20 protein-coding genes and 1 pseudogene are annotated in these 24,507 nt (G+C 71.4%); 11 read left to right on the forward strand and 10 right to left on the reverse strand.

Going from position 1 to position 24,507, the window contains the following annotated elements; translation table 11 throughout:
* The coding region (locus tag GT042_RS24750) for a hypothetical protein (protein ID WP_161310936.1) at positions 1-1,380 on the forward strand (1,380 nt) is incomplete at its 5' end.
* Positions 1,381-1,477: 97 nt separating this feature from the next.
* On the opposite strand, the gene GT042_RS24755 is transcribed toward GT042_RS24750, so the two are convergent.
* Entirely contained in the window at positions 1,478-1,798 is a 321-nt protein-coding gene (locus GT042_RS24755) for a hypothetical protein (RefSeq protein ID WP_161310937.1), read from the reverse strand.
* A gap of 52 nt (positions 1,799-1,850) precedes the next feature.
* Between GT042_RS24755 and GT042_RS24760 the strand changes: the two genes are divergently transcribed.
* Complete coding sequence (locus GT042_RS24760; protein WP_161310938.1) at positions 1,851-2,564, forward strand: TetR/AcrR family transcriptional regulator; 714 nt, start codon at positions 1,851-1,853, stop codon at positions 2,562-2,564.
* A 21-nt stretch (positions 2,565-2,585) separates the two neighbouring features.
* Here GT042_RS24760 and GT042_RS24765 read toward each other — a convergent pair whose 3' ends face one another.
* The 6 genes and pseudogenes from GT042_RS24765 to GT042_RS24790 all read right to left on the reverse strand — a co-directional run bounded on the left by GT042_RS24765 (position 2,586) and on the right by GT042_RS24790 (position 9,897).
* Positions 2,586-3,275: a DUF4230 domain-containing protein gene (locus GT042_RS24765; RefSeq protein WP_161310939.1), complete on the reverse strand. Its 690-nt coding sequence runs from the start codon at positions 3,273-3,275 to the stop codon at positions 2,586-2,588.
* Positions 3,276-3,380: 105 nt separating this feature from the next.
* Positions 3,381-4,757, reverse strand: a pseudogene (locus GT042_RS24770) (alpha-amylase family protein); the annotation flags it as partial.
* Between the two features lie 163 nt (positions 4,758-4,920).
* Entirely contained in the window at positions 4,921-6,618 is a 1,698-nt protein-coding gene (locus GT042_RS24775) for a glycoside hydrolase family 13 protein (protein WP_161310941.1), read from the reverse strand.
* A 72-nt stretch (positions 6,619-6,690) separates the two neighbouring features.
* On the reverse strand, positions 6,691-7,533 hold the full coding sequence (locus GT042_RS24780) for a carbohydrate ABC transporter permease (protein ID WP_161310954.1): 843 nt from the start codon (positions 7,531-7,533) through the stop codon (positions 6,691-6,693).
* 59 nt (positions 7,534-7,592) lie between these two features.
* Positions 7,593-8,603: a sugar ABC transporter permease gene (locus tag GT042_RS24785; protein ID WP_161310942.1), complete on the reverse strand. Its 1,011-nt coding sequence runs from the start codon at positions 8,601-8,603 to the stop codon at positions 7,593-7,595.
* 19 nt (positions 8,604-8,622) lie between these two features.
* Positions 8,623-9,897, reverse strand: a complete 1,275-nt coding sequence (locus tag GT042_RS24790) for an extracellular solute-binding protein (protein WP_161310943.1) — start codon at positions 9,895-9,897, stop codon at positions 8,623-8,625.
* Positions 9,898-10,176: 279 nt separating this feature from the next.
* On the opposite strand from GT042_RS24790, the gene GT042_RS24795 reads away from it, so the two are divergent.
* Positions 10,177-11,202, forward strand: a complete 1,026-nt coding sequence (locus GT042_RS24795) for a LacI family DNA-binding transcriptional regulator (RefSeq protein ID WP_161310944.1) — start codon at positions 10,177-10,179, stop codon at positions 11,200-11,202.
* A 234-nt stretch (positions 11,203-11,436) separates the two neighbouring features.
* Positions 11,437-12,252 (forward strand): phosphatase PAP2 family protein, encoded by an 816-nt coding sequence (locus tag GT042_RS24800; protein ID WP_237531143.1) that lies wholly within the window; start codon positions 11,437-11,439, stop codon positions 12,250-12,252.
* Here the strand turns inward: GT042_RS24800 and GT042_RS24805 are convergent.
* On the reverse strand, positions 12,237-15,302 hold the full coding sequence (locus tag GT042_RS24805) for a bifunctional [glutamine synthetase] adenylyltransferase/[glutamine synthetase]-adenylyl-L-tyrosine phosphorylase (protein WP_161310946.1): 3,066 nt from the start codon (positions 15,300-15,302) through the stop codon (positions 12,237-12,239). The two genes, GT042_RS24800 and GT042_RS24805, sit on opposite strands and share 16 nt — an antisense overlap.
* A 230-nt stretch (positions 15,303-15,532) precedes the next feature.
* On the opposite strand from GT042_RS24805, the gene GT042_RS24810 reads away from it, so the two are divergent.
* Positions 15,533-16,048 (forward strand): pyridoxamine 5'-phosphate oxidase family protein, encoded by a 516-nt coding sequence (locus GT042_RS24810; protein WP_161310947.1) that lies wholly within the window; start codon positions 15,533-15,535, stop codon positions 16,046-16,048.
* 91 nt (positions 16,049-16,139) lie between these two features.
* Complete coding sequence (locus tag GT042_RS24815; RefSeq protein ID WP_161310948.1) at positions 16,140-16,988, forward strand: GNAT family N-acetyltransferase; 849 nt, start codon at positions 16,140-16,142, stop codon at positions 16,986-16,988.
* 71 nt (positions 16,989-17,059) lie between these two features.
* Here GT042_RS24815 and GT042_RS24820 read toward each other — a convergent pair whose 3' ends face one another.
* Positions 17,060-18,421, reverse strand: a complete 1,362-nt coding sequence (locus tag GT042_RS24820) for a glutamine synthetase family protein (RefSeq protein WP_161310949.1) — start codon at positions 18,419-18,421, stop codon at positions 17,060-17,062.
* A gap of 219 nt (positions 18,422-18,640) precedes the next feature.
* Complete coding sequence (locus GT042_RS24825; protein ID WP_345943904.1) at positions 18,641-19,195, reverse strand: MarR family transcriptional regulator; 555 nt, start codon at positions 19,193-19,195, stop codon at positions 18,641-18,643.
* A 315-nt stretch (positions 19,196-19,510) separates the two neighbouring features.
* On the opposite strand from GT042_RS24825, the gene GT042_RS24830 reads away from it, so the two are divergent.
* The 5 genes from GT042_RS24830 to GT042_RS24850 all read left to right on the forward strand — a co-directional run bounded on the left by GT042_RS24830 (position 19,511) and on the right by GT042_RS24850 (position 23,865).
* The gene (locus GT042_RS24830; protein ID WP_237531140.1) at positions 19,511-19,873 is read left to right on the forward strand and encodes a hypothetical protein; all 363 of its coding nucleotides are present in this window, start codon (positions 19,511-19,513) and stop codon (positions 19,871-19,873) included.
* A 107-nt stretch (positions 19,874-19,980) separates the two neighbouring features.
* On the forward strand, positions 19,981-20,628 hold the full coding sequence (locus GT042_RS24835; RefSeq protein WP_202533681.1) for a DUF3105 domain-containing protein: 648 nt from the start codon (positions 19,981-19,983) through the stop codon (positions 20,626-20,628).
* Positions 20,629-20,648: 20 nt separating this feature from the next.
* Positions 20,649-21,305, forward strand: coding sequence for a DUF305 domain-containing protein (locus tag GT042_RS24840; RefSeq protein WP_161310956.1), 657 nt, complete (start codon positions 20,649-20,651; stop codon positions 21,303-21,305).
* A 220-nt stretch (positions 21,306-21,525) separates the two neighbouring features.
* A complete protein-coding gene (locus GT042_RS24845) occupies positions 21,526-21,945 on the forward strand; it encodes a CBS domain-containing protein (protein WP_161310952.1) in 420 nt (139 codons plus the stop codon).
* A 159-nt stretch (positions 21,946-22,104) separates the two neighbouring features.
* Positions 22,105-23,865, forward strand: coding sequence for an NAD+ synthase (locus GT042_RS24850; protein WP_161310953.1), 1,761 nt, complete (start codon positions 22,105-22,107; stop codon positions 23,863-23,865).
* Positions 23,866-24,507: the final 642 nt, after the last annotated feature.

Consider the following 24,507-nt stretch of genomic DNA (forward strand, 5'->3'; position numbering starts at 1 on the left):
GTCGCCGCCGAGACGCCGGAGAGCGGCGCGCTGCTGCGGTCGCCCGAGTTCGACCCCTGCTCGCTCCAGGCCAGGCCCACCGACCTGATGCGCCGGCGCCAGCACGCGAAGGCCGCGCTCGCCGCCACCGCCGCCCTGCTCGTCTGCGGGACCCTGCTCGGGCTGCCGGGGGACGGCTGGGGACCCGAGAGCGCCGCGGCCCCCTCGTACGCCCGCAACCCCATGGCCCAGGCCGCCCTCGATCCGGCGAAGGTGCGGCGGGTCGCGCCCGCCTTCTGGGAGGGCTCCGCCCGTACCGACTTCTCCGCCTGGCCCACCCGTGGCGCGCTGGCCAACGACACGGGGCTGCTGCGGCGGGCGCTGGCGGTCTGGGCGCGGCCGGGCCGTACCGTCCAGGTCTCCACCACCCCCGGGACCCCCTCGGGACCGCCCATGGGATCACCGCAGTTGCTGTACGCGGGCCGGGTCGACGCCGCGCGGATCGTGCTGCTGTACGACGGCCTGCGGGTCGTGCGGTACGCCGAGGCGGCCGACGGCGGCGACGCGGCGGGGCTGGACTTCGCCCGGGTCGACGGCGCGGACGGGGCCGCCTCCGGGGCGCTGGTGGTGGCGCGCTCCGACAGCAACGTCCGCTATCTGACGGCGCCTTGGGTGAGCCGTACGTCCGTACGGGATCTGCGCGACCCCCAGGCGCCCGCCCGGCCGCTGGGGCGGGACGCGGACGGGGTGACGGAGCCCATGGGCAGCCCGGCGACGGCCCGGGACTGCGGGTCCTGGGACACCCTCGACCTCCGGGACGGGTCCCACGACCGGCTGCTCACGGACCTCGGCGAGCTGACACCGGCGCGGCTGACGTCCGGGCCGCCGTCGTCCCCGTCGGACGTGTCGAGCACGCAGGACCGGGTGGCGTGGGCCAGGACCGCGTGTCTGTTGCCCACGGTCCGCTCGCACGGGGTGCGGTCGGTGAACTCCTGGGCGTTCGCGCGCCAGACGCTGCCGGAGGCGAACGGCACGGCGGAGTGGCTGTGCACCCGCGCGGAGACCTGGCGGGGTACGGGGAGCCGGGTGCTGGCGCAGTTCCAGCCCCCGTCCGCCACGAAGCCCGCGTCGGCGGGGGCGATCGCGGCCCGCGCGGAGGACTCCCTCGCGTGCGGGGCGCGGGGGCCGCGTGAGGTGCTGGCCGGGGTGCTCTGGAAGTCCCGGGGCGGCCAGTGGTACGTCCTGGCGGCGGGCAGCGAGGAGTTCAGGTCGCTGGAGGTGTCGGGCGGGGTGAAGGGCACCGCGAAGGGGCGGATGCTGGCGGTACGGGCCTCGGCCGGGGCGCGGGCGGAGCTGAAGGGGGCCGTGGAGGGCGGCGGGTCGGTGGGAGCGCTGCGGTGACGCGGTGAGGGGCGCTGACGCGTGGCGTGCCGCGCTGACACGAGGCGTGCCGGCGTGACCGGGGCCGTACGCCGTCACCGGGCGCGGCCCGCGCGTCCTACGGCAGCAGCCAGTCCGCCCCCAGCGCCGACAGCAGGCACACCGCCAGCAGCCAAGTACCCAGGCGTGTACGGCCGTTGCGGCTCAGCTCGATCACCACACCGCACAGGACCATCGCCAGCCCGTACACCCCCACCACCAGGACCGACGTGCGCTCCGCCAGCCGTACCGCCAGCAGTACGGCCATCGCCACCAGCAGCACCGACGCGAGCGCGACCCGCAGCGCCCGTGCCTGACGGGGCGTCAGTTCACGCGTCAGACCGGACGTCGGACCCTCGGCGGGTGTCTCTATCGGCTGGTCCGGGTCAGTTGAGGTCATGGACCGGCAGCGTAATCGACACCCCGGGGAGCGTGCCCGTTAGGCTGTTCGTATGACGACCGGGGTGCGCCGCAGGATGGGCGTCGAAGAGCGGAAGCAACAGCTGATCGGTGTCGCGCTGGAACTGTTCAGCCACCGCTCCCCCGAGGACGTCTCCATCGACGAGATCGCCGCCGCGGCCGGCATCTCCCGGCCCCTCGTCTACCACTACTTCCCCGGCAAGCAGAGCCTGTACGAGGCGGCGCTGCGCCGGGCGGCCGACGAGTTGGCGGAGCGGTTCGTGGAGCCGAGGGAAGGACCGCTCGGGGCCCGGCTGTCGCGGGTCATGGGGCGGTTCTTCGACTTCGTGGAGGAGCACGGTCCCGGTTTCTCCGCGCTGATGCGCGGCGGCCCCGCGGTGGGTTCCTCGACGGCGAACGCGATGATCGACGAGGTGCGGCAGGCCGCGTACGTCCAGATCCTGTCCCATCTGGAGGTGACGACCCCGCCCGCGCGGCTGCACCTGGTCGTCCGGTCCTGGGTGTCGCTCGCCGAGTCGACGGCGCTGATCTGGCTGGACGGCCGGGACATCCCGCGCGCGGAGCTGGAGTTGCAGCTCGTGCACGACTTCGCGGCGCTCGCCGCGGTGAGCGCCGCGTACGACGCGGAGATGGCGGCGATCCTGCTGCGGATCGTCGCCGACGAGCCGGCCGAAGGCCCGTTCGGCGATCTGCTCGGCCGGCTCATGGGGCTGGGTACTCAACTCCCGGGCCAGCGCCTCCCGTAGAAGGCCGGCCGGGGCGGTCGGTCAGCTGGTGCCGTAGACGACGGTGACCTGGGTGAAGCCGAGGGACCGCAGCAGGCCCTCCAGCATGCTGGTGGTGTTCTTCTCGGCGCGGTCGGCCAGTTCGCTGTCCTTGGCCGCCTCCCCGATGTGCTTGGCGGCCAGCTGGTTCACGGCCCGCTCGCTCGCCGCGTTGTCCGAGAACAGGTCACCGAGCCGGTCCAGCAGACCCCGCTGCTTGGAGACGGCGTAGGAGCGGTCGGGGTCGAGCGCGGGCTTGCCCAGCTGCGCGTGCGGCAGCCGGATCGTCGCCATGGTCCGTTCCTTGTCCGTGGTGACGCTGTTCTCGCCGATGCCGCCGAAGTCCACGAAGGCGCTGACCGTACCGGCGCCGACGTAGAGGGTACGGGTGCCGCGGATGGCGTCGGGCAGGTACTTGGCGTCCTTCTCCAGGTCCACGACCACCTGGAAGTTGCCCGAGGCGGCTTCGTAGCGGTCGAGGTCCTGCATGGACTGGAGCAGGGTCGGCCCTGTCCGGTCCTTCGTCTCGCTGCCGAAGACGTCGCCGAACCCGGGGATCAGGTCCAGCTTGCTGCCGGCGAAGAGCAGCGCCGCGACGGCGACGAGGGTGATGAGCAGCTTGCTCCACCAGGACAGCCCCGCCGGGCGGGGCTTGTGCTGGCTCTGTTCCGGTTGCACGTCGGTGGACGTCATACCCCTCTGATTTCCCGCCGCGCGCGGTTCACACGGACGCGGCGGGGTCCGTTACAAGATCCGTATCAAACGGCCCCGCCGCGCCCGTTCCGGCGCCGGGTGTCAGCAGTTCCTGGCGCCCGCGTGGAGGGCAACCGCCGTGTTGGAGCCGAGTGTTGCCGTGAACTTCCCGGCGCTGTCGACGGTGACCCGCCGGCCGCTCTGGACGTCGCAGTAGTTCCCCGGGGGCAGGGACGTCTCGAAGGTACGGGTCAGCGCGGATCCTTCGTGGTTGAGGGCCACGTACCCCTTCGTCCCCCGGCCGAACGCGATCTGGTCGCCGCCGTTGTCCCACCACCGGGTGACGGCCTGGCCCCGGGTGGTGTTGCGGAAGCCGACCATGGAGGCGATCTCCCGCCAGGCGTGCTGGCACTTCCAGCCGTCGCTGTAACAGGCCCTGACCGTGCCGCCGTTGGGCGGCCCGGCGTCCCGGTCGGTGAACTCGTAACCGGAGTTGATGTCGGGTGAGCCGTAGGGCCAGGCCAGCATGAAGACGTTGGCGAGGGTGTAGTTGGCGCCGTCCTTGTAGCTGAGGGTGTCGCCGCCGCGCTCGGTGTCGTGGTTGTCGACGAAGACGGCCGCCTTGTCGCCCCGCATGAAGGCCCAGCCCTCGCCATAGTTCTTCAGGTAGGCGAGGTTCTCGTTGAGGAAGACCTGCTTGAGGCTGCGCCCGTACCGGAACTCCTGTACGTCACCGGTGTTGAGGTACTCGTCGGGCGATATCGCCTCCCCCGCGCCGTAGATGACCTCCTGCTTCCAGTAGGCGCCGGGGTTGGTCAGCCGGCTCTTGATGTCGGCGAGGTCGCCGGCCGGCATGTGCTTGGCGGCGTCGATCCGGAAGCCGTCGACGCCCAGCGAGAGCAGGTCGTTGAGGTACGCGGCGATCCGGCCGCGTACGTACGGTTCACCGGTGTCCAGGTCCGCGAGGCCGACGAGTTCGCAGTTCTGCACGTTCGCCCGGTCCTGGTAGTTGCTGATCTGCGCCCGGCAGTCGTCCAGGTCGGCGCCCGAATAGATGCCGGGGTACGTGTACTTGGTGTACGGGGAGCCGCCGGTGCCGGTGCCGTCGCCGGCGGCCATGTGGTTGATGACGCTGTCGGCGACGACCTTGACCCCGGCCGCGTGGCAGGTGCCGACCATGGACGAGAAGGCGGCGCGGTCGCCGAGGCGGCCGGCGATCCGGTAGCTGACCGGCTGGTACGAGGTCCACCACTGGCCGCCCTGGATGTGCTCCTGGGGCGGCGAGACCTGGACGTATCCGTACCCGGCCGGGCCGAGGGTGTCCGTGCACGCCTTGGCGACGGACGCGAACGTCCACTCGAAGAGGACGGCGGTGACGTCCTTGGTGCCCGGCGGGACGGCCTGCGCGGTCCCGGCGGGGACGGCGAGGGCGGTGGCGGCCGCCCCGAGGGCGAGCGCGGCGGCGAGGGATCTGCGGACCATGGTTCCTCCAGCACTGGTGGGGGTGTGCGGGTGACGGTGGTGCGGCCTCGCGTGGCGACGCGCTCTGCCCTCAAGGCTCCTTACGGTGTGGTGCGGTTCGGGGGGACGGGTACGGGTGTGGCCAGGGGTACGGCTCCGGCTCCGGCTTCGGCTTCGGCTTCGCTCAGAGCGTCCACCACGCCGTCGTGTCCGGCGGCAGGTCGGCGTGGGTGCCGTCGGGCGTCACCGGGCCGCTCGACAGCAGGAGCCGGCCGCGTACGGGGATCCGTACCGGCTCCGAGGTGGTGTTGACCGTGCAGGCGAAGCCGGCCCGGGTGAAGGCCAGCACACCCGGGGGCGCGTCCAGCCACTCCACCGAGTCCCCCGCGCCGAGCCCCGGGTGCTCGCGCCGCACGGCCAGCGCGGCGCGGTACAGCTCCAGGGTCGAGGACGGGTCGCCGGTCTGCGCCTCGACGCTCAGCTCGCCCCAGCCCGCAGGCTGCGGCAGCCAGCTGCCCGCGCTGCCGAACCCGTACGAACTCCCCTCACGCGTCCAGGGGATCGGGACCCGGCAGCCGTCGCGGAAGCCGTCCTGGCCGTCCGCGCGGAAGTACGAGGGGTCCTGCCTGGCCTCGTCGGGCAGGTCGGTGACGTCGGGCAGGCCCAGTTCCTCGCCCTGGTAGACGTACGCGGATCCGGGCAGCGCCAGCATGAGCATCGTCGCGGCGCGGGCCCGCCGCAGGCCCAGTTCGCGGTTGCCGGGCTCGCGCGTCTGGGTGCTCGCGAGGGGCGGCCCGGCGAAGCGGGTCGCGTGGCGGGTGACGTCGTGGTTGGAGAGCACCCAGGTGGCGGGGGCGCCGACGGGCCGCATCGCGGCGAGCGAGGCGTCGATGACCTCGCGCAGCGCCTCGCCGTCCCAGGAGGTGGCCAGGTACTGGAAGTTGAAGGCCTGGTGCAGTTCGTCGGGGCGTACGTACCGCGCGGTGCGCTCCACGGTCCGCGTCCAGGCCTCGGCGACGGCGATGCGCTCGTCCGGGTACTCGTCGAGGATCGTGCGCCACTGCCGGTAGATCTCGTGGACGCCGTCCTGGTCGAAGAACGGCGTGATCTCGTTGGCGAGCAGCCGGAGTTGGGCGTCCCCGCCGAGGTCGGGGAGTCCGTCGGCCTTGACCAGTCCGTGGGCGACGTCGATACGGAAGCCGTCCACGCCCATGTCCAGCCAGAAGCGCAGGATCGAGCGGAACTCGTCGGCGACGGCCGGGTGCGTCCAGTCGAAGTCGGGCTGTTCGGGGGCGAAGAGGTGCAGGTACCAGTCGCCGGGGGTGCCGTCGGGGTCGGTCGTCCGGGTCCAGGCGGGCCCGCCGAAGACGGACTGCCAGTCGTTGGGCGGGAGTTCACCGTGGGCGCCCTTGCCGGGGCGGAAGTGGTAGCGGGCCCGCAGCGCGGAGCCGGGGCCCTCGCGCAGGGCGCGCCTGAACCAGTCGTGCGCCACGGACGAGTGGTTGGGCACGACGTCGACGATGATCCGCAGGCCCAGGTCGTGCGCGTCCCTGATCAGCGCGTCGGCGTCGTGCAGGGTGCCGAACATCGGGTCGATGGCACGGTAGTCGGCGACGTCGTAGCCCGCGTCGGCCTGCGGGGAGGCGTAGAACGGGCTGAGCCAGACGGCGTCGACCCCGAGGTCCCTGAGGTACGGGAGCCGGCGGCGTACCCCGTCGAGGTCACCCATCGCGTCGCCGTTCGCGTCGGCGAAGCTGCGCGGGTAGACCTGGTAGATCACCGCGTCCCGCCACCAGCCCGGACGGTGGCCCCGGGCGTCGTCGGACGTCCTGGCGGCCGGGCGGGCGGAGGGGGCGGAAGGGGCGGTGAGGTGCTGGGTCATGTGGTTCCTGGAGTGTCTGAGGGGGCGGAGAGGTGTCCGGGAGGTGTGGCAAGCGGGCGGGCCCGCGCGGGGTCAGCCCTTCACCGCACCGGCGGACATGCCGGTGACGAGATGGCGCTGGGCGAAGAGGAAGACCAGCGCGGCGGGGACGGCGATGAGTACGGACGCGGCGGACATCGGGCCCCACTGGGCCCCGTACTGGTTGACGAACTTCTGGAGGCCGCCGGCGAGGGTGAGGTTCTCGTCGCCGACCATGAACGCGGAGGCGTAGGCGACCTCGCCCCACGCGGTGATGAAGGAGTAGAAGGCGGTCACCGCGAGCCCCGGCTTGGCGAGCGGCAGGACGAGGCGCCAGAAGGTGCCGAAGGGCGTGAGCCCGTCGACCATGCCGGACTCGTCGATTTCGCGGGGGATGGTGTCGAAGAACCCCTTCATCATCCAGGCGCAGAACGGCACGGCGATGGTGAGGTACGTGATCACCAGGCCGGCCGGGTCGTTGAGCAGCCCGAGCCCGGCCATGATGTTGTAGATCGGCACGATGAGGACGGCGACCGGGAACATCTGGGTGACCAGCAGCGTCCACATCAGCCCGCGCTTGCCGGGGAAGCGGAAGCGGCTGACGGCGTAGCCGGTGGTGGCGGCGACGAAGACCCCGAGCACGGTGGTGAGTCCGGCGATGACCAGCGAGTTGCCGAACCAGGTGAGGAACGGGGTGTCGCGGAGCAGCCCGGTGTAGTTCGCGAAGGTCGGGTCCTTGAAGAAGTCGGTGGTGGTGGCGTGGGCGGCGGGCTTGAGCGAGGTCAGCAGGACCCACAGCACGGGGAAGACCGCGATCACCGAGGCCACGACCAGGGTGGTGTGCAGCGCGACGGAGGCCAGGGGTGAACGGCGGTGCCGGTGACCGGCGTGGGGCACGGCGGTGACCCGCGCGGCGGCGGACGGGGTGTCGGTCGCGGTGTCGGGCGCGGCGAGGGTCACCAGCTGTCTCCCTGGTTGCGGAGCACGCGCCGGTAGAGCGCGGCGAAGAGCATCAGCAGGACGAGGATCAGCACACCCCAGGTGGAGGACTGCGCGTAGTCGCGGGGGCTGATCTCGAAGGAGAACTTGTACGCCTGCGTGACCAGGATCTGGGTGGCCTCGCCGGGTCCGCCGCGGGTCAGCAGGAAGATCACCGGGAACATGTTGAACGTCCAGATGGTGGAGAGCAGGATCACGGTCGTGCTGACGGGCCGCAGCCCCGGCAGGGTGATGTGCGCGAAGCGCTGCCAGGCGTTGGCGCCGTCCATCTCGGCCGCCTCGTACATCTCGCCGGAGATCGACTGGAGGCCGCCGAGCAGGGCGACCATCATGAACGGCACCCCGAGCCAGATGTTGACGGCGATGACCGAGAACTTGGCCCAGGTCGGGTCGTTGAGCCAGGGCACGGCGTCGATGCCGCCGCCGGCGAGCAGTCTGTTGAGGAGCCCGCGGTCCTCGTTGTAGAGGAAGCGCCAGGCGAAGACGGAGACGAAGCCCGGGACGGCCCAGGGCAGGATCAGCAGCATCCGGTAGAGCGAGCGCCCCGCGATCCGGCGGTTGAGGAGCGTGGCGAGGCCCAGGCCCAGCGCGAAGGTGACGGCGACGCAGGACACCGTCCACACCAGCGTCCAGCCGAGGGTGGAGAGGAACTGATCCCCCGTCAGGGCCGCCCGGTAGTTGTCCAGTCCGACGAACTCGTAGGTGGCGGGCAGGTTGTTGACGCCGATGTGGCGTGCGACGTTGCGCTCGTTGGCGTCGGTGAGCGACAAGTAGACGCCCCGTACCAGGGGATACCCGATGATCACGCCGATCACGGCGACGACCGGGGCGACCATGGCCCACGCGTACCAGTGCGTGGAGACGGCGCGGCGGAGCCCGCCGGAGGGGGTGCCGGTGCCGCGGCGGGGCCCGCGGGCGGTGTGTTCGCCCGGGGTCCTCGCCACCGACCGGCCGGTCTGGACGGCCATCAGCCGGCCCGCCTTCCTGTTACTTCCAGCCCTTGAGCAGCTTGCGGTACGCGTCCCCGGTGGCCGAGGCGCCCTTCTCCGGGGTGGTCTGGCCGGTGAGGACCTTGGTGTACTCGGTGACGAGCGGCGCGAAGAGGCTGCCGGTCTCCGGGATCCAGGGGCGCTCTACGGCCTTGTCCACGACGGGCTTGAAGAAGCCGACGATCTCGTTGTCCGCGACCCCGGGCCGGGTGTAGACGGAGGTACGGGTGGGCAGCAGGCTCAGTTTCTCCGCGACCTGCGTCTGGCTCTGCACGGAGGTCATGTACTCGGTGAAGGCGTACGAGGCGTCCAGATTCCTGGAGCCCGCGTAGACGGCGAGGTTGTGGCCGCCCTGGGGAGCGCCCTGTGCGGCGGATCCGGCGGGGACGGGCGCGATGCCGAGGTTGGCCTTGTCCTTGAACTGCGCACCGCCGTACGTGTCGGTGACGGCCCAGGGACCGTTGATCATCATGGCGACCTTGCCGTCCTTGAACGCGGCCTGCATGTTCTCCCAGCCGTCCGTGGCGTCGGTCCGGGCCGCGCCCGAGTCGACCAGGTCCTTGACGACGGTCAGTGCCTTGACGCCGGCGGCGTCGTCGACCGTGACGGTCTTGCTGTCGGCGTCCACGAGGTTGCCGCCCTCGCCGTACAGGAAGGACAGGAACCAGTACGCGTCGTCACCGCGCAGGTACAGGCCCGTCTTCCCGGTCCTGTCCTTGATCGTCTTGGCGGTGGCCTTCAACTCGTCCACGCTCGCGGGGACTTCCACCCCCGCCTCCTTGAAGATCTTCTTGTTGTAGAAGATGCCCATGGAGTCGATGACCTGCGGCACGGCGTAGGTCTTGCCGGCGTAGCGGGTGGAGGCGGCGGCCTGGGGCAGGAAGTCCTTCTCGTCCTTGAGCGCCGGGGTGCCGTCCAGCGGCGCGAGATAGCCCAGGTCGGCGAACTCGGGTGTCCAGGCGACCTCGGAGCGGATGACGTCGGGGGCGCCGGAGTCCGCCTGCGCGGCGTTCTTGAACTTGTTCTGGGCGTCGCCGAAGGGCACGTTGACGTACACGACGTCGACCTTGGGATGCAGTTTCTCGAAGCCCTCGGCGAGCTGCTCGAAAACCTTGTCCTCGCTGCCGACGGTCGACGTGTCCCACCAGGTGACCTTCCCCGACAGTTCACCCCCGGCGCTCTTGCCGCCGTCCGACGTGTCGTCACCACCGCACGCGGTCACGGCGAGGGCCAGGGTCACGGCCAGGGCTGTGGCCGTTATGCCACGTCGCATCCGAACTCCTTCAACTGCCGTACCGCTCCGTTGCGGCTCCGGGTCGGACGTGAAAGTAACAGCGTTGCAAGAAACCCGAAAGGCCTTGCGGCAGATTTCCGCCGGGCCCGGTGACGGTGACAAGTGCCCAGGCGTGGCAGGGCCGTACGACCTGACCGGGTACGGAAGTCCGGCACGGACAGGGCAGAAAGGTTTCGCAAGATCTTGCAGAACGGGGGTGCGTCCGCTCCCCGGCCGTCCGGTGGGCAATCCGGTGAACCACCGGTACAGTCCACTCCCATGACCGCACGGCTTGCCGACATCGCAGCCCAGGCGGGGGTCAGCGAAGCGACGGTCAGCCGCGTTCTGAACGGCAAGCCCGGGGTTGCCGCGGCCACCCGCGAATCCGTACTCGCCGCACTCGACGTCCTCGGGTACGAACGCCCCGTGCGCCTCCGCCGCCGCAGCGCGGGGCTGGTCGGCCTGATCACCCCGGAGCTGGAGAACCCGATCTTCCCGGCGCTCGCCCAGGTGATAGGGCAGGCGCTCACCCGTCAGGGGTACACCCCGGTCCTGGCGACCCAGACCCCCGGCGGCTCCACCGAGGACGAGCTGACCGAGATGCTGGTCGAGCGGGACGTCTCCGGCATCATCTTCGTCTCCGGACTGCACGCCGACACGTCGGCGGACATGCGGCGGTACGAGAAGCTGCGCGCCCAGGGGGTGCCGTTCGTCCTGGTGGACGGCTTCTCGCCGAAGGTGCGGGCCCCCTTCATCTCGCCGGACGACCGGGCCGCCGTACGGCTCGCCGTGACGCACCTCGTCTCGCTGGGGCACCACCGGATCGGCCTGGCCGTGGGGCCGGAGCGGTTCGTGCCGGTACTGCGCAAGATCGAGGGCTTCCGGGCCACGGTCCACGAGCTGCTCGGCCTGTCGCCGGCCGAGACGGACGAGCTGATCCAGCAGTCGCTGTTCACTCTGGAGGGTGGTCAGGCGGCGGCCACCGCCCTGATCGAACGGGGCTGCACGGCGGTGGTCTGCGCGAGCGACATGATGGCGCTCGGCGCGATCAGGGCCGGGCGGCGCATGGGGCTGGACGTGCCGCGGGACCTCTCGGTCGTCGGTTTCGACGACTCCCCCCTCATAGCCTTCACGGACCCGCCGCTCACCACGGTCCGCAAGCCGGTGCCGTCGATGGGCCAGGCCGCGGTCCGTACGCTCCTGGAGGAGATCGGGGGCACCCCGGCCCCCCACAGCGAGTTCGTCTTCATGCCCGAACTGGTGGTCCGCGGGTCGACGGCATCGGGGCCCGGACGTCGTCCGTAGGGCGTCCCGCGTCGTCGGTGAGGCGCCCCCGCCTCGTCCGCGGGGCGTAGCGAATGCGGGACCGACCCGACCGGGGGATGATCGGTCGGGGAGTCCGGATCTGGCAGACTCCTGGCTATGGGTGAATCGACCGTGAAGGCGCAGGCGGCCCGGAGGACCGGCTCGTCGCCCTTCACCGACGAGGTGGCTGACACGACAGACACAGCGAGGGACACGGAAACCGAACCGGTGGAGATGCACACGTTCATCCGGCGGCTCCGGACACCCCGCAAGCCCCGCCTCTGGTTCGAAATCCTGCTGATCGCGGTGAGTTACTGGATCTACTCGCTGATCCGCAACGCCGTACCCGAACAGCGTACGAAGGCCCTGGAGAACGCCGACCGGATCTGGCACGCGGAACGCCTGCTGGGACTCGGCTTCGAGCGGGCCGTCAACCACGGCGTCAATTCCGTGACGTGGCTCATCGTAGGGATGAACTACTACTACGCCACCCTGCACTTCATCATCACCCTCGGGGTGCTGATCTGGCTGTTCCGCAGTCATCCGGGGCGCTACTCGGCGGCCCGCCTGGTCCTGCTGGCGACCACCGTCGTGGCCCTGCTCGGCTACTACCTGTTCCCGCTCGCGCCGCCCCGGCTGATGACCAACGGCCACTTCATCGACACCGTCTCCCTGCACCACACGTGGGGCTCGCTGTCCTCGGACAACCTCAAGACCGTGTCGAACCAGTACGCGGCGATGCCGTCGATGCACATCGGCTGGTCGACCTGGTCGGGGCTGACGATCTTCGCGCTGTGCCGGATCCCGTGGGTGCGGATCCTCGGGCTGCTCTACCCCGTGGTGACGCTGCTGGTGATCGTGGCCACCGCGAACCACTTCTGGCTGGACGCGGCGGGGGGCCTGGTGTGCCTGGCGTTCGGCTTCACCGTCTCGTACCTCTGGTACGGCTCACTGCCGTACAGCCTGCCGCGTTACGTGGACGGGCGGCGGCCGAAGAAGAAGCAGGGATCGAGTGCTGAGCCCGGTGGTGGGGCTCACTCCGCCCCGTAGAACAGCCTCTCCATCACCCCACGCGCCCGGCGCGTCGTCCTGCGGTAGTCGTCCAGCATGTCCCCGCTGTGCACCTCCAGCGTCTGGCCCCGCGTCGGACCCGCCCCGTACCCCAGGTAACGCCCCATCGCGCCCAGCTCGCGGCCGTCCGACGGGAAGGTGTCGCCGGGCCTGCCCCGTACGAGCATCACCCCGTTCCTGACCCGGGTCGCCAGCACCCACGCGTCGTCCAGGGTCTGCGCGTCCTCCTCCGACATCAGCCCGGCCTCCCGCGCCGCCGCGAGCGCCCGGCGGGTCCGGGTGGTCCGCAGGCCCGGCACCGCCCAGGCGTGCCGCATCTGGAGCAGCTGGATCGTCCACTCGACGTCCGAGAGCCCGCCGCGGCCCAGTTTGGTGTGCAGGGTCGGGTCGGCGCCCCTCGGCATCCGTTCCGTCTCCATCCGCGCCTTGAGGCGGCGGATCTCGCGCGCGGCGTCCTCGGCCAGGCCCTCGGACGGGTAGCGCAGCGGGTCGATCAGCTCGACGAAGCGGCGGCCGAGGTCGGCGTCGCCCGCCATCGGTTCGGCGCGCAGCAGGGCCTGGCTCTCCCAGACCAGCGACCAGCGCCGGTAGTACGCGGCGTAGGAGGCGAGCGTACGGACCATGGGGCCGCTCTTGCCCTCGGGGCGCAGGTCGGCGTCGATCAGCAACGGCGGTTCCGGGCTGGGGACTTCGAGGAGGCGGCGCATCTCGGCGACCACGGCGTTCGCCGCCTGGGCCGCTTCCTGGTCGCCGACGCCCTCGCGGGGTTCGTGGACGAAGACGACGTCCGCGTCGGAGCCGTAACCCATCTCGTGCCCGCCGAACCGGCCCATGCCGATGACGGCGAACCTGGTGGGGAGTGTGTCGCCCCAGTGGCCGCCGACGGCGGCGCGCAGGGCGCCGGCGAGGGTGGCGGCGTTGAGATCGGTGAGGGCGTTGCCGACCCGGTCGACCAGCGCGCCCGGGTCCTCCTCGGCGGGGCTCTCCTCGGTGCCGTACGAGCCGATGATGTCGGCGGCCGTCGTACGGAACAGCTCGCGGCGGCGCATCCCGCGGGCCGTCGCGACGGCGCCCTCGGCGGTCTCCGCGCGGCCGATCGCCGCGATGACCTCCTGTTCGAGGTGGGCACGGTCGTGCGGCACGAGCCCGTGGGGGTCGCCGAGGATCGCGACCGACTCGGGGGCGCGGAGCAGCAGGTCGGGGGCGAGGCGGCCGGCGGACAGCACCCGTGCCAGGTTCTCGGCGGCCGCGCCCTCGTCGCGCAGCAGCCGCAGGTACCAGGGGGTCTTGCCGAGCGCGTCGGACACCTTGCGGAAGCCGAGCAGACCGGCGTCGGGGTCGGCGGAGTCGGCGAACCAGCCGAGCAGCACGGGGAGCAGCGTCCGCTGGATCGCCGCCTTGCGGCTCACCCCGGACGACAGGGCCTCCAGGTGGCGCAGGGCGGCGGCCGGGTCGGCGTACCCGAGCGCTTCGAGGCGCTGGCGGGCCGCCTTCGTACTCAACCGGGTCTCGCCGGGGGCGAGTTGGGCGACCGCGTCGAGCAGGGGCCGGTAGAAGATCTTCTCGTGCAGACGCCGTACGACCGAAGCGTGGCGTTTCCAGGCCTTGTTGAGCTCCACGACGGGGTCGCCGCGCAGGCCGAGGGAGCGGCCGAGGCGGCGCAGGTCGGCCTCGTCCTCGGGGACCAGGTGGGTGCGGCGCAGCCGGTGGAGCTGGATGCGGTGCTCCATGGAGCGCAGGAAGCGGTAGGCGTCGTCCAGTTGGGCCGCGTCCGCCCTGCCCACGTAACCGCCGGCGGCGAGCGCGCCGAGGGCGTCGAGCGTGGAGCCGCTGCGGAGGGAGGTGTCGCCGCGGCCGTGGACCAACTGGAGGAGCTGGACGGCGAATTCGACGTCGCGCAGACCGCCGGGGCCGAGCTTGAGTTCACGGTCCAGCTGGGCGGCGGGGATGTTGTCCACGACGCGGCGGCGCATCTTCTGCACGTCGGGGACGAAGTGCTCGCGGTCGGCGGCCTGCCAGACGAGGGGGGAGACGGCGTCGATGTACTCGGCGCCGAGCGGTACGTCCCCGGCGACGGCGCGGGCCTTGAGGAGTGCCTGGAACTCCCAGGTCTTGGCCCAGCGCTGGTAGTAGGCGAGGTGGCTGCTCAGGGTGCGGACGAGGGGGCCGTTGCGGCCTTCGGGGCGGAGGTTGGCGTCGACGGGCCAGATGGAGCCTTCGACGGTGGTCTCGGAGCAGATGCGCATGAGGTGGGAGGCGAGGCGGGTGGCGGCCTGGACGGCCTTGCCCTCGTCGGTGTTGAGGCCGGCGCCTCCGTCCTCGCCGTTCTCCATCGTCCCGGCGGGGGCCTCGGGAAGGCCGCCGACGAAGATCACGTCCACGTCGGAGATGTAGTTCAGCTCGTGTCCGCCGCACTTGCCCATCGCGATGACGGCGAGCCGGCAGGCGGCGGCGTCCTCGGGCGCGGCGGCGCGGGCGATCGCGAGGGCGGCGCGGAGGGTCGCGGTGGCCAGGTCGGCGAGTTCGGCGGCGGTCTGGGCGATGTCGATCGTGCCGCAGACGTCCCTGGCCGCGATGGCGAGCAGGCAGCGGCGGTAGGCGATGCGCAGGGAGACGGGGTCGGTGGCGTCGGCGAGTCCGCGTTCGAACTCCGCGACTCCGGGGTGCAGGTCGGTCGACTCGTACGTCACCAGCACGTGCCAGTCGTGCGGGTGCCTGGCCAGGTGGTCGCCGAGCGCCTCGGACGCGCCGAGCACGCCGAGCAGCCGGTCCCGGAGGGGCTTCGCGGTGAGCAGGGTGTCCAGCAGGACCCGCCGCTCCCCCGGGTTGGCCGCCTCCACGAGCCGTACGAGACCGCGCAGGGCGAGATCGGGGTCGGCGGTGGCGCCGAGCGCGTCGAGGAACAGCGGGTCGGACCGTACGGTCGCCATCTCCGGGACGTCGAGAAGCCGCTCGGCGCCGGACGGATCGGTGAAGCCGTGGCGGAGCAGACGGGTGAAGATACTGCTCCTGCGCCCCGGCATCGTCATGTCGCCGTCTCCCGTCCGCGTTCCCGCCAGCGTTCCCGATCAAGCTGAGGGGATCGAGCGTAACCGCAGGGAGGGAAGGCGGGACCGGCCGCGTGCGGCGCGGTCGGGAAGAGGAGCGATGACTTGGGGCCGAGGGGCGGGTCCGTCCCTGCGAGATCCCGGCCCCGAACCCCGGCCCCCGGCCCCGGCCCCGGCCCCGGCCCCGAACCGAAACGCACCAGGAGCGGACGATGGCACCGAAGGAATCCGAACCCCGTACGGAACTGGACACCCGTTACGGCGAGCCGCAGGCGACGGCGACCTCGTGGCAGGAGGCGGTGGCCCTGCTGACGTCGGCGGAGCTGTTCTGGCTGACGACCGTACGGCCCGAGGGCCGCCCGCACGTCACCCCGCTGCTGGCGGTGTGGTCGGACGGCGCGCTGTACTTCTGCACCGGCCCCGAGGAGCGCAAGAGCCGGAACCTCGCGCGGAACCCGGAGGTGATCCTGACGACCGGCACGAACGTTCTGGCCGGGGGCTGCGACCTGGTGGTCGAGGGCACGGCGGTCCGCGTGACGGACGAGGCGCGCCTGATGGCGCTGGCACGGGCGTGGGAGGCGAAGTACGGCGCCGAGTGGCACTTCGACGTACGGGACGGCGGCTTCGCGGGCGACCGGGGGAACGTGGCCGAGGTCCACGAGGTGGCGCCCCGGACGGCCTTCGGCTTCGGCAAGGCGCCGTACAGCCAGACGCGCTGGCGCTTCTGACGCGCCGTACAGCCGGACGCGCCGGCGCCTCTGACGGCCGTACCGCGTAAATCACTGGTCCGGGACGATGACCCGATGATGTGCTTCCGAGGTGACACACCATCCAACAGCCCCACTCGACGTACTCGACCCACTCGATCCGCTCGACCGGGTCGACCGGTACCGCGACACCCTGCCCCGCCGGATCGGCCGGGCCGAGGACTTCGGACCGCTGACCCTGTTCGTACGGGAGGACGGGGGCAGACCGCTCCATGCCCGCCCGACCCAGGGCTGGCGGGGCCGGCCCGTCACCGCGGCGGACGTCGCGGACGTCCGGGCGCGTCAGCGTGAACTGGGCGTCCCCGAGAGCTTCGAGTGGGTCCACGAGTCGGCGCCGGGCCTGCGTCCTGCGGTGGAGGAAGCGGGCCTGCCGGTCACGCCCCGCCCCCTCCTGATACTCCCGGAGGAGGCTCCCACCCCACCCCTGGCCGACCTCACCCCACCAGGGGTCCAGGTCGTGACCCTCGCGCCGGACTCCCCGTGGCTGCCCAGCGCGGTGGCCACCGCGTACCTGTCCTTCGCGAACCTGGGCACCCACGTGGGCGACGTGGGCCCGGCGGACCTGCCGGAGGCACAGACACGACACGCCCCCGAGACGGCCCTCATGGCCCGTCGCATCCGCGAGGGCAGCACCACGCTGGTCGCGGCGGTGGAGGACGGCGTCGCCGTCAGCTCGGGCCTGCTCCCGGGAGTGGTCGACGGCGTCACCGAGATCTGCGCCGTCGCCACCCTCCCCACGGCCCGCCGCCGGGGCCTGGCCCTGGCGGTCACCGCGGCCCTGATCCGCGAGGCCCGCTCCCGCAAGGCCCACACCGTCTTCCTGGGCGCCACGGACCCCCAAGTGGCCCGCATCTATACCCGCCTGGGCTTCCACCTGACGGCAACAGCCCTGGAAACCTGACACGGCCCCGGCTCGACGGGTTGGTGCCGTCGGGCCGGAGCCGTGGTGTGCCGGTGGCGACCGGGGCGGGGCTACAACACCGGGAGGTTCTTGCGGAGTTCGAAGGCGGTTACCTCGCTGCGGTATTCCTCCCACTCCTGCTTCTTGTTGCGGAGGAAGAAGTCGAAGACGTGTTCGCCGAGGGTTTCCGCCACCAGTTCGCTGCGTTCCATCAGGGAGATCGCCTCGCCCAGGTTCTGGGGGAGGGGTTCGATGCCCATCGCTCGGCGTTCGGCGTCGGAGAGGGCCCAGACGTCGTCGTCGGCGCCGGCCGGGAGTTCGTAGCCCTCCTCCACGCCCTTGAGGCCTGCCGCGAGGAGGACCGCGTAGGTCAGGTAGGGGTTGGCGCCGGAGTCGATCGAGCGGACCTCCACGCGGGCCGAGCCGGTCTTGCCGGGCTTGTACATCGGGACCCGGATCAGCGCGGAGCGGTTGTTGTGGCCCCAGCAGATGTACGAGGGGGCCTCGCCGCCCGAGCCCGCGGTGCGGGTGGAGCCGCCCCAGATGCGCTTGTAGGAGTTGACCCACTGGTTGGTGACGGCCGAGATCTCGGCGGCGTGCTTGAGCAGGCCGGCGATGAACGAGCGGCCGACCTTGGAGAGTTGGTACTCCGAGCCCGACTCGTAGAACGCGTTGCGGTCGCCCTCGAAGAGGGAGAGGTGGGTGTGCATGCCCGAACCCGGGTACTCCGAGAAGGGCTTGGGCATGAACGTGGCGTTGATGCCCTGCTCCAGCGCGACCTGCTTCATCACCAGACGGAACGTCATGATGTTGTCGGCCGTGGAGAGCGCGTCCGCGTAACGGAGGTCGATCTCCTGCTGTCCCGGCGCGCCCTCGTGGTGGCTGAACTCCACCGAGATCCCCATGGATTCGAGCATGGTGATCGCCTGGCGGCGGAAGTCCATGCCGACGTTCTGGGGCGTGTGGTCGAAGTAGCCGGAGTTGTCGGCGGGGGTGGGCCGCGAGCCGTCCAGCGGCTTGTCCTTCAGCAGGAAGAACTCGATCTCGGGGTGGGTGTAGAAGGTGAAACCCAGGTCCGAGGTCTTGGCGAGCATCCGCTTGAGGACGTACCGCGGGTCGGCGAAGGAGGGCGAGCCGTCGGGCATCAGGATGTCGCAGAACATCCGCGCCGTGCCGGGGGCCTCCGCGCGCCAGGGCAGGATCTGGAACGTGCCCGGGTCGGGCTTGGCGATCATGTCCGACTCGTACACGCGGGCGAAGCCCTCGATCGCCGAGCCGTCGAATCCCATGCCCTCGTCGAAGGCCTGCTCCAGCTCGGCGGGCGCCACGGCGACCGACTTCAGGAAGCCGAGCACGTCGGTGAACCAAAGCCGTACGAAGCGGATGTCGCGCTCCTCCAGTGTGCGGAGCACAAATTCCTGCTGCTTGTCCATATCGCTGTCCTACCCATCCTTGCTGGTCAGGCCACCTGCTCCCATGCCGAGGGGCACGTTGGGGCACACGAGCATCCCACCACACGATTTCCGGCGCGTTGCGAACCCCGGTCCAACGCCTTCCGTCGCGCGGATGTACGGGTCTCTGCCCATAGTGCCTGCTCGGCGGGTACGCCGGTACCTCCGGCGGCGGGTCGGTCCCTCGGTCCGGTCGGCGGGTCAGGGGCCGAGTCGGTTGTCGGGCCGGTTGTCGGGGCGGTCCTCGGGGCCGTCGTCGCTCTGCCTCGCGTGGGTGTCCGACCAGCCCAAGGGGTACGGCTCCGAGTCCCCGACCGGAGCCGGAGGTTCCCCGCCCGCCTCGGTGAACGCCGTCAGCGCCGTGACCAGATCGGCGCGCTGTTCGGGTGGCAGCCGTTCGACGATCGCCGTGATCTCGCGGCGGCGGGCGGCCGAGACCTCGTCCACCAGCCGCCTGCCGTCCGGCGTGAGCCGCAGCAGGGTCTCGCGGCGGCTGGCCGGGTTGCTCCGCCGGGCGGCGAGGCCCGCCGCGATCAGCCGGTCCAGCATGCGCATGGCCGTCGAGGGGTTCACGCCCAGCCGCTCGGCGACCTCCACGAGCTTGGCGTCGCCGTGGGTGTCGAGGACCACCAGCAGGCGGTACTGCGGAAGGGTCACCCGGTCCGGGACGGCTGCCAGCGCGCGTACGGAGATGGCGACGAGCAGCCGGGACGCGGCGAGCACGGCGTGCGTCACCGCGTCGACGTCACCGGGGATCGCCCCGCCGGGGTCGGCGGTCGGGTCGGGCGTCGGATCGGCGGCCGGGTCGGGCGTCGGATCGGCGGTCGGGTCGACCGCCGGGGCCGCGGCCGGATCGCCGCTCGGATCCGACGGTCCTTCGGCGCGACGTGGTGGCTCTGCTCGGTCGGCCATGCCTCTTTGTACCGCGCCCGCGCCCGGTTCGTACCGCAACGGGTGGGCCCGTCGGCCCGATCACCGACCGGAAGCGGCTCCTCACTGCTGCTACCGGGGCAGTACGCACTACGATCTGCGCTCATGGGGGGAGCCCGCCGCACGCGCATCACGCGTCCCATGGCACTGCTGAGTGCCGTGGCGACGCTGTTCGCCGCGCTCTTCGTCTGTCTGGGTGCCGCCGACGGGCCCGCCGGGGACTCCGCCCGGGGCCCCGACAGCCATCATCGTGCCGCCGCCGCCCCGTTCACTCCCGTGAACGAGCCCGTGGCCCGATACAGCTGCCCGTACGACGGCAACGACTGCGGATACTTCCCGCACCTGAGCCCGGCCGTGCTCACCGTACCGCCGCCGGCCGCCCCTCTGGACGCCGGAGTCCCGTATCCGCTGGTCGGACCGGCGGCCCCGGACGGCCGGCTCCCCCGCCCCGGCGCGCGGGCGCGCGCGCCTGACCTCCACGTCCTTCAAGTACTGCGGACGTAGTCCAAGACGTAGCCCAGCCGGGGAACCCGGCGCCCTTGTGCGCGGGATTCCCGAGATCACCCCACCCGTCACGTACGTACGCAGTCACCCCCAGAAGGACAGACACCATGGCTTCCAAGTCCCAGTCCGCCGAGCGCAAGGCCCGAATAGAGCAGATGCGCCGCGCCGAGCAGGCCCGCGAGCGGCGCAGTCGCATCATCACGATCTCGGTGAGTGCCGTCGTCGTCGCGGGTCTCGTCGCCTTCGGCGCCGTGATCCTGAACAAGGAGTCGGACCAGAAGGAACAGGAACAGGCCGCCGCCAAGGAGCCCGTGAAGGGCGAGAAGTCGTGGGACGCCAAGAAGCTGACCCGTAACCACGTCACCGAAGCGGTGAAGTACCCGATGAAGCCGCCGGTCGGCGGTGACCACAACCAGGTCTGGATGAACTGCGACCGGAACGTCTACAAGGACGCGATACCGGACATGAACGCGGTGCACTCGCTGGAGCACGGCGCGGTCTGGGTCACGTACAACGACAAGGCCTCGGACGACGACGTCAAGACGCTGACCGACAAGGTCGAGAAGACCTCGTACACGCTGCTGAGCCCGTACAAGGACCAGGCCGGCACGATCATGCTGAGCGCGTGGGGCAAGCAGCTCACGGTCGACAAGGCGTCGGACCCGCGGGTGAACCAGTTCCTCACGAAGTACGTGCAGGGCCCGCAGACCCCCGAGCCGGGCGCCGCCTGCACGGGTGGAATGGGCGCGCAGTGAGGCTCGGGGTCGTGGCCTCGGTGAACCGTACGCAGTGGGCGGCGATCGCGGCCGTCGTGCTGGCGCTGCTCTTCGCCGGCGCGGCGACGGTGGCCTCCGCCGGGCGGGACGACGGCGCGGGAGCCCCCCGTACCCCCTCGGCGGGCTCGCCGGACGCGGGCTTCGCGCGTGACATGGCGCTCCACCACCAGCAGGCGGTGGAGATGTCCTTCATCGTCCGGGACAGCACGGACGACGAGGACGTGCGCCGGCTGGCGTACGACATCGCCAACACGCAGGCGAACCAGCGCGGGATGCTGCTGGGCTGGCTCGACCTGTGGAAGCTGCCGAAGGTCGAGTCGGGCGCGGAGCCGATGGCGTGGATGCCGATGGACATGCGGATGGGCGCCAGGCACGCGATGTTCGAGCCGCACGACGGCGCGCTGATGGAGGGCATGGCCACGACGACGGAGCTGGAGCGGCTGCGGAAGGCGCGCGGCAAGGCGGCCGAGGTGCTGTACCTCCAGCTCATGACCGACCACCACAAGGGTGGCGTGATGATGGCGCAAGGGTGTGTCGATCTGTGCGCGGCGGGTACGGAGCGTGACCTGGCGCAGGGCATGGTGACGGCGCAGGAGTCGGAGATACGGCTGATGGCGGACCTGCTGAAGGAGCGGGGGGCGAAGCCCCGGGCGTGACGGCGGCGGTGTCGCGGGGCGGGCGGGGGGCTTCTTCCTCGTCCGCCCGGCCCTCGTACGGTCGGCCCCCGCACAGTCGCGGGGTCGTACGGTCGTACGGTCGTACGGTCGGGTCGCGGGATCGTACGGTCGGGGTCGCGCGGTCGCGTCATCCGGACCGCCCCCGGAGAATGGATGGGGCTCGGGGAGTACGGCCAGGACACGCAGGAGGTACGACCCCATGACCACCGCCAAGGACATCATGCACCCGGGGGCCCAGTGGATCCCCGCCCACGAGACCCTCGACCGCGCCGCGCAGATCATGCGCGAGAAGGAGGTCGGGTCGCTGCTCATCGCCGACGAGCAGGAACGGCTCGCGGGCATTCTCACGGACCGCGACATCGTCGTCGGCTGTGTGGCGATGGGCCACGACCCGTCGAAGATCACCGCGGGCGATCTCGCCCAGGGCACCCCGCGCTGGATCGACTCGGACGCGGACGTGGGCGAGGTGCTCCGGGAGATGCAGAGCCACCAGATCCGCCGGCTCCCGGTCATCCAGGACAAGCGGCTGGTCGGGATGATCAGCGAGGCCGACCTGGCCAGGCACCTGACCGAGTCGCAGATGGGCGCGTGGGTGGAGCAGGTGTACGCGCGGGGCTGAGGTCCTCGTACCCCTGCCGGACACGGCTGAGATCTCCGTACGGTACGTGACCGGCCCGCCCCTCCCGGGAGTGCGAGCTCCGTCCCCGCCGGAGTGGGACCGGCCACACCCACCTCCCACCGCACGACATCGCGTCAGAAAGACGATTACACTGACACCGTGCCTCAACTACGCCTCGCTCTGAATCAGATCGACTCGACCGTCGGCGATCTCGCCGCGAATGCCGAGGCGATCGTGCACTGGACCCGGCACGCCGTCGAGCAGGGAGCGCATGTCGTCGCGTTCCCCGAGATGGTGCTGACCGGCTACCCCGTCGAGGACCTCGCCCTGCGGTCGTCCTTCGTCGAGGCGTCCCGGGACGCCCTGCGCGCCCTCGCGGGCCGCCTGGACGCCGAGGGCTTCGGCGGGCGGCCGGTGATCGTCGGGTACCTCGACCGTTCCGAGAAGGCCCAGCCCCGGTACGGCCAGCCCGCGGGCGCGCCGCAGAACGCGGGCGCGGTGCTGTTCGGCGGGGAGGTGGTGCTGACGTTCGCCAAGCACCATCTGCCGAACTACGGGGTGTTCGACGAGTTCCGGTACTTCGTGCCGGGCAACACCCTGCCCGTCGTACGGGTCCACGGCATCGACATCGCGCTGGCGATCTGCGAGGACCTCTGGCAGGACGGCGGGCGGGTCCCGGCGACCTGCTCGGCCGGTGCCGGACTGCTGATCTCCATCAACGCCTCTCCGTACGAGAAGGAGAAGGACGACACCCGCCTGGACCTGGTGCGCAAGCGCGCCCAGGAGGCGGGCTGCACCACGGCGTACGTCGCGATGATCGGCGGCCAGGACGAGCTGGTCTTCGACGGGGACTCGATCGTCGTCGACAAGGACGGCGAAGTGGTCGCGCGTGCGCCGCAGTTCGCGGAGGGCTGTGTGGTGCTCGACCTCGATCTGCCGGCCGCGCCCGCGGTGCCGCCGTCGGGTGTGGTGGACGACGGGCTGGTGATCGACCACGTGGTCCTCTCCGAGGAGCCGCTGCCGGCGTACGAGCGTGAGCTGTCCGGCGGGTACGCGGAGCGGCTGGAGGACGACGAGGAGATCTACTCGGCGCTGGTGGTGGGGCTGCGCGCGTACGCGGCGAAGAACGGCTTCCGGTCCGTCCTGATCGGGCTCTCCGGGGGCATCGACTCGGCGCTGGTCGCGGCGATCGCGTGCGACGCGGTGGGGGCGGAGAACGTGTACGGCATCTCCATGCCGTCCAAGTACTCCTCGGACCACTCGAAGGACGACGCGGCCGAACTGGCCCGGCGTACGGGCCTCAACCTGCGCACGGTGGTCATCGAGCCGATGTTCGACGCGTACATGGACGCGCTGGGCCTGACGGGTCTGGCGGAGGAGAACCTCCAGTCGCGGCTACGCGGGACGACGCTGATGGCGGTGTCCAACCAGGAGGGCCAGATCGTGCTCGCGCCGGGCAACAAGTCCGAGCTGGCGGTGGGGTATTCGACGCTGTACGGGGACTCGGTCGGCGCGTACGGGCCGATCAAGGACGTCTACAAGACGACCGTGTTCCGGCTGGCGCGGTGGCGCAACCGCGCGGCGGAGGAGCGGGGGCAGACGCCGCCGATCCCGGAGAACTCGATCAGCAAGCCCCCGAGCGCGGAGCTGCGTCCTGGCCAGGTCGACACGGACTCGCTGCCGGACTACGACGTCCTGGACCGGATCCTGGAGCTGTACGTGGACCGGGACACGGGCAAGGACGCGATTGTGGCGGCCGGGTTCGAGGAGGAGCTGGTGACGCGGACGCTGCGGATGGTGGACGTGGCGGAGTACAAGCGGCGGCAGTATCCGCCGGGGACGAAGATCTCGGCGAAGGGTTTCGGCAAGGACCGCCGCCTCCCGATCACGAACCGGTGGCGGGAGTCCCCTTCGGGCTGACCCGGAGCCCCGTGCCCGGGCCCGCCCGGGGGAGGCTTTGTCCTCAAGCGCCGGACGGGCTGGGTGTGACCGCGCTCGGCCTTCGGCGGGGCGTCCCGCGCCGGGACGTTGGCCGGGGCGGGACGTTAAGCGCGGGACCGTCCGGATGCCGGTCCGTCCTCAAACGCCGGACGGGCTGGGTGTGGCCGCCCGCACGGCCTACGGCGGGACATCCTGCGCCGAGACGTTGGCCGGGGCGGGACGTTAAGCGCGGGACCGTCCGGATGCCGGTCCGTCCTCAAACGCCGGACGGGCTGGGAGTGGCTGCGCTCGGCCTTCGGCGGGGTGGGTTGGGCTGGGGCGGGGCGTTGACGCCGGAGGGGCTGGGAATGGCCGTCCGGCTCTCAGCCCGTCCGGCGATTGAGGACGGAAGCGCCCCGCGCGGCCGCGTCGCGCTGACGACCCGGGGCGCGCTCTGAAGCCCGTCCGGCGATTGAGGACGAAGCGTTCGGTGCGACGGGCCGGGTGCGTCCCTGAGCCCGTCCGGCGATTGAGGACAGTGGGGGGCGGGGCGTCAGGGGGTTTTGAGGGGTTCGCGGGGGTGGGGGGTGTTCTCCGCGACCACGCGGGACGGGGCGGGGGGACGTGGGGCGTCCAGGCGGC

Origin of the sequence: Streptomyces sp. SID3212 (assembly GCF_009865405.1) — a bacterium.
GTDB lineage: Bacteria > Actinomycetota > Actinomycetes > Streptomycetales > Streptomycetaceae > Streptomyces.

Excerpts from the sequence above, each read along its gene's own strand:
- GT042_RS24755 (WP_161310937.1), bottom strand. The coding sequence starts at position 1,798 with ATGACCTCAACTGACCCGGACCAGCCGATAGAGACACCCGCCGAGGGT.
- GT042_RS24760 (WP_161310938.1), top strand. The coding sequence starts at position 1,851 with ATGACGACCGGGGTGCGCCGCAGGATGGGCGTCGAAGAGCGGAAGCAA.
- GT042_RS24765 (WP_161310939.1), bottom strand. The coding sequence starts at position 3,275 with ATGACGTCCACCGACGTGCAACCGGAACAGAGCCAGCACAAGCCCCGC.
- GT042_RS24775 (WP_161310941.1), bottom strand. The coding sequence starts at position 6,618 with ATGACCCAGCACCTCACCGCCCCTTCCGCCCCCTCCGCCCGCCCGGCC.
- GT042_RS24785 (WP_161310942.1), bottom strand. The coding sequence starts at position 8,603 with ATGGCCGTCCAGACCGGCCGGTCGGTGGCGAGGACCCCGGGCGAACAC.
- GT042_RS24790 (WP_161310943.1), bottom strand. The coding sequence starts at position 9,897 with ATGCGACGTGGCATAACGGCCACAGCCCTGGCCGTGACCCTGGCCCTC.
- GT042_RS24795 (WP_161310944.1), top strand. The coding sequence starts at position 10,177 with ATGACCGCACGGCTTGCCGACATCGCAGCCCAGGCGGGGGTCAGCGAA.
- GT042_RS24800 (WP_237531143.1), top strand. The coding sequence starts at position 11,437 with ATGCACACGTTCATCCGGCGGCTCCGGACACCCCGCAAGCCCCGCCTC.
- GT042_RS24805 (WP_161310946.1), bottom strand. The coding sequence starts at position 15,302 with ATGACGATGCCGGGGCGCAGGAGCAGTATCTTCACCCGTCTGCTCCGC.
- GT042_RS24810 (WP_161310947.1), top strand. The coding sequence starts at position 15,533 with ATGGCACCGAAGGAATCCGAACCCCGTACGGAACTGGACACCCGTTAC.
- GT042_RS24820 (WP_161310949.1), bottom strand. The coding sequence starts at position 18,421 with ATGGACAAGCAGCAGGAATTTGTGCTCCGCACACTGGAGGAGCGCGAC.
- GT042_RS24830 (WP_237531140.1), top strand. The coding sequence starts at position 19,511 with ATGGCACTGCTGAGTGCCGTGGCGACGCTGTTCGCCGCGCTCTTCGTC.
- GT042_RS24835 (WP_202533681.1), top strand. The coding sequence starts at position 19,981 with ATGGCTTCCAAGTCCCAGTCCGCCGAGCGCAAGGCCCGAATAGAGCAG.
- GT042_RS24845 (WP_161310952.1), top strand. The coding sequence starts at position 21,526 with ATGACCACCGCCAAGGACATCATGCACCCGGGGGCCCAGTGGATCCCC.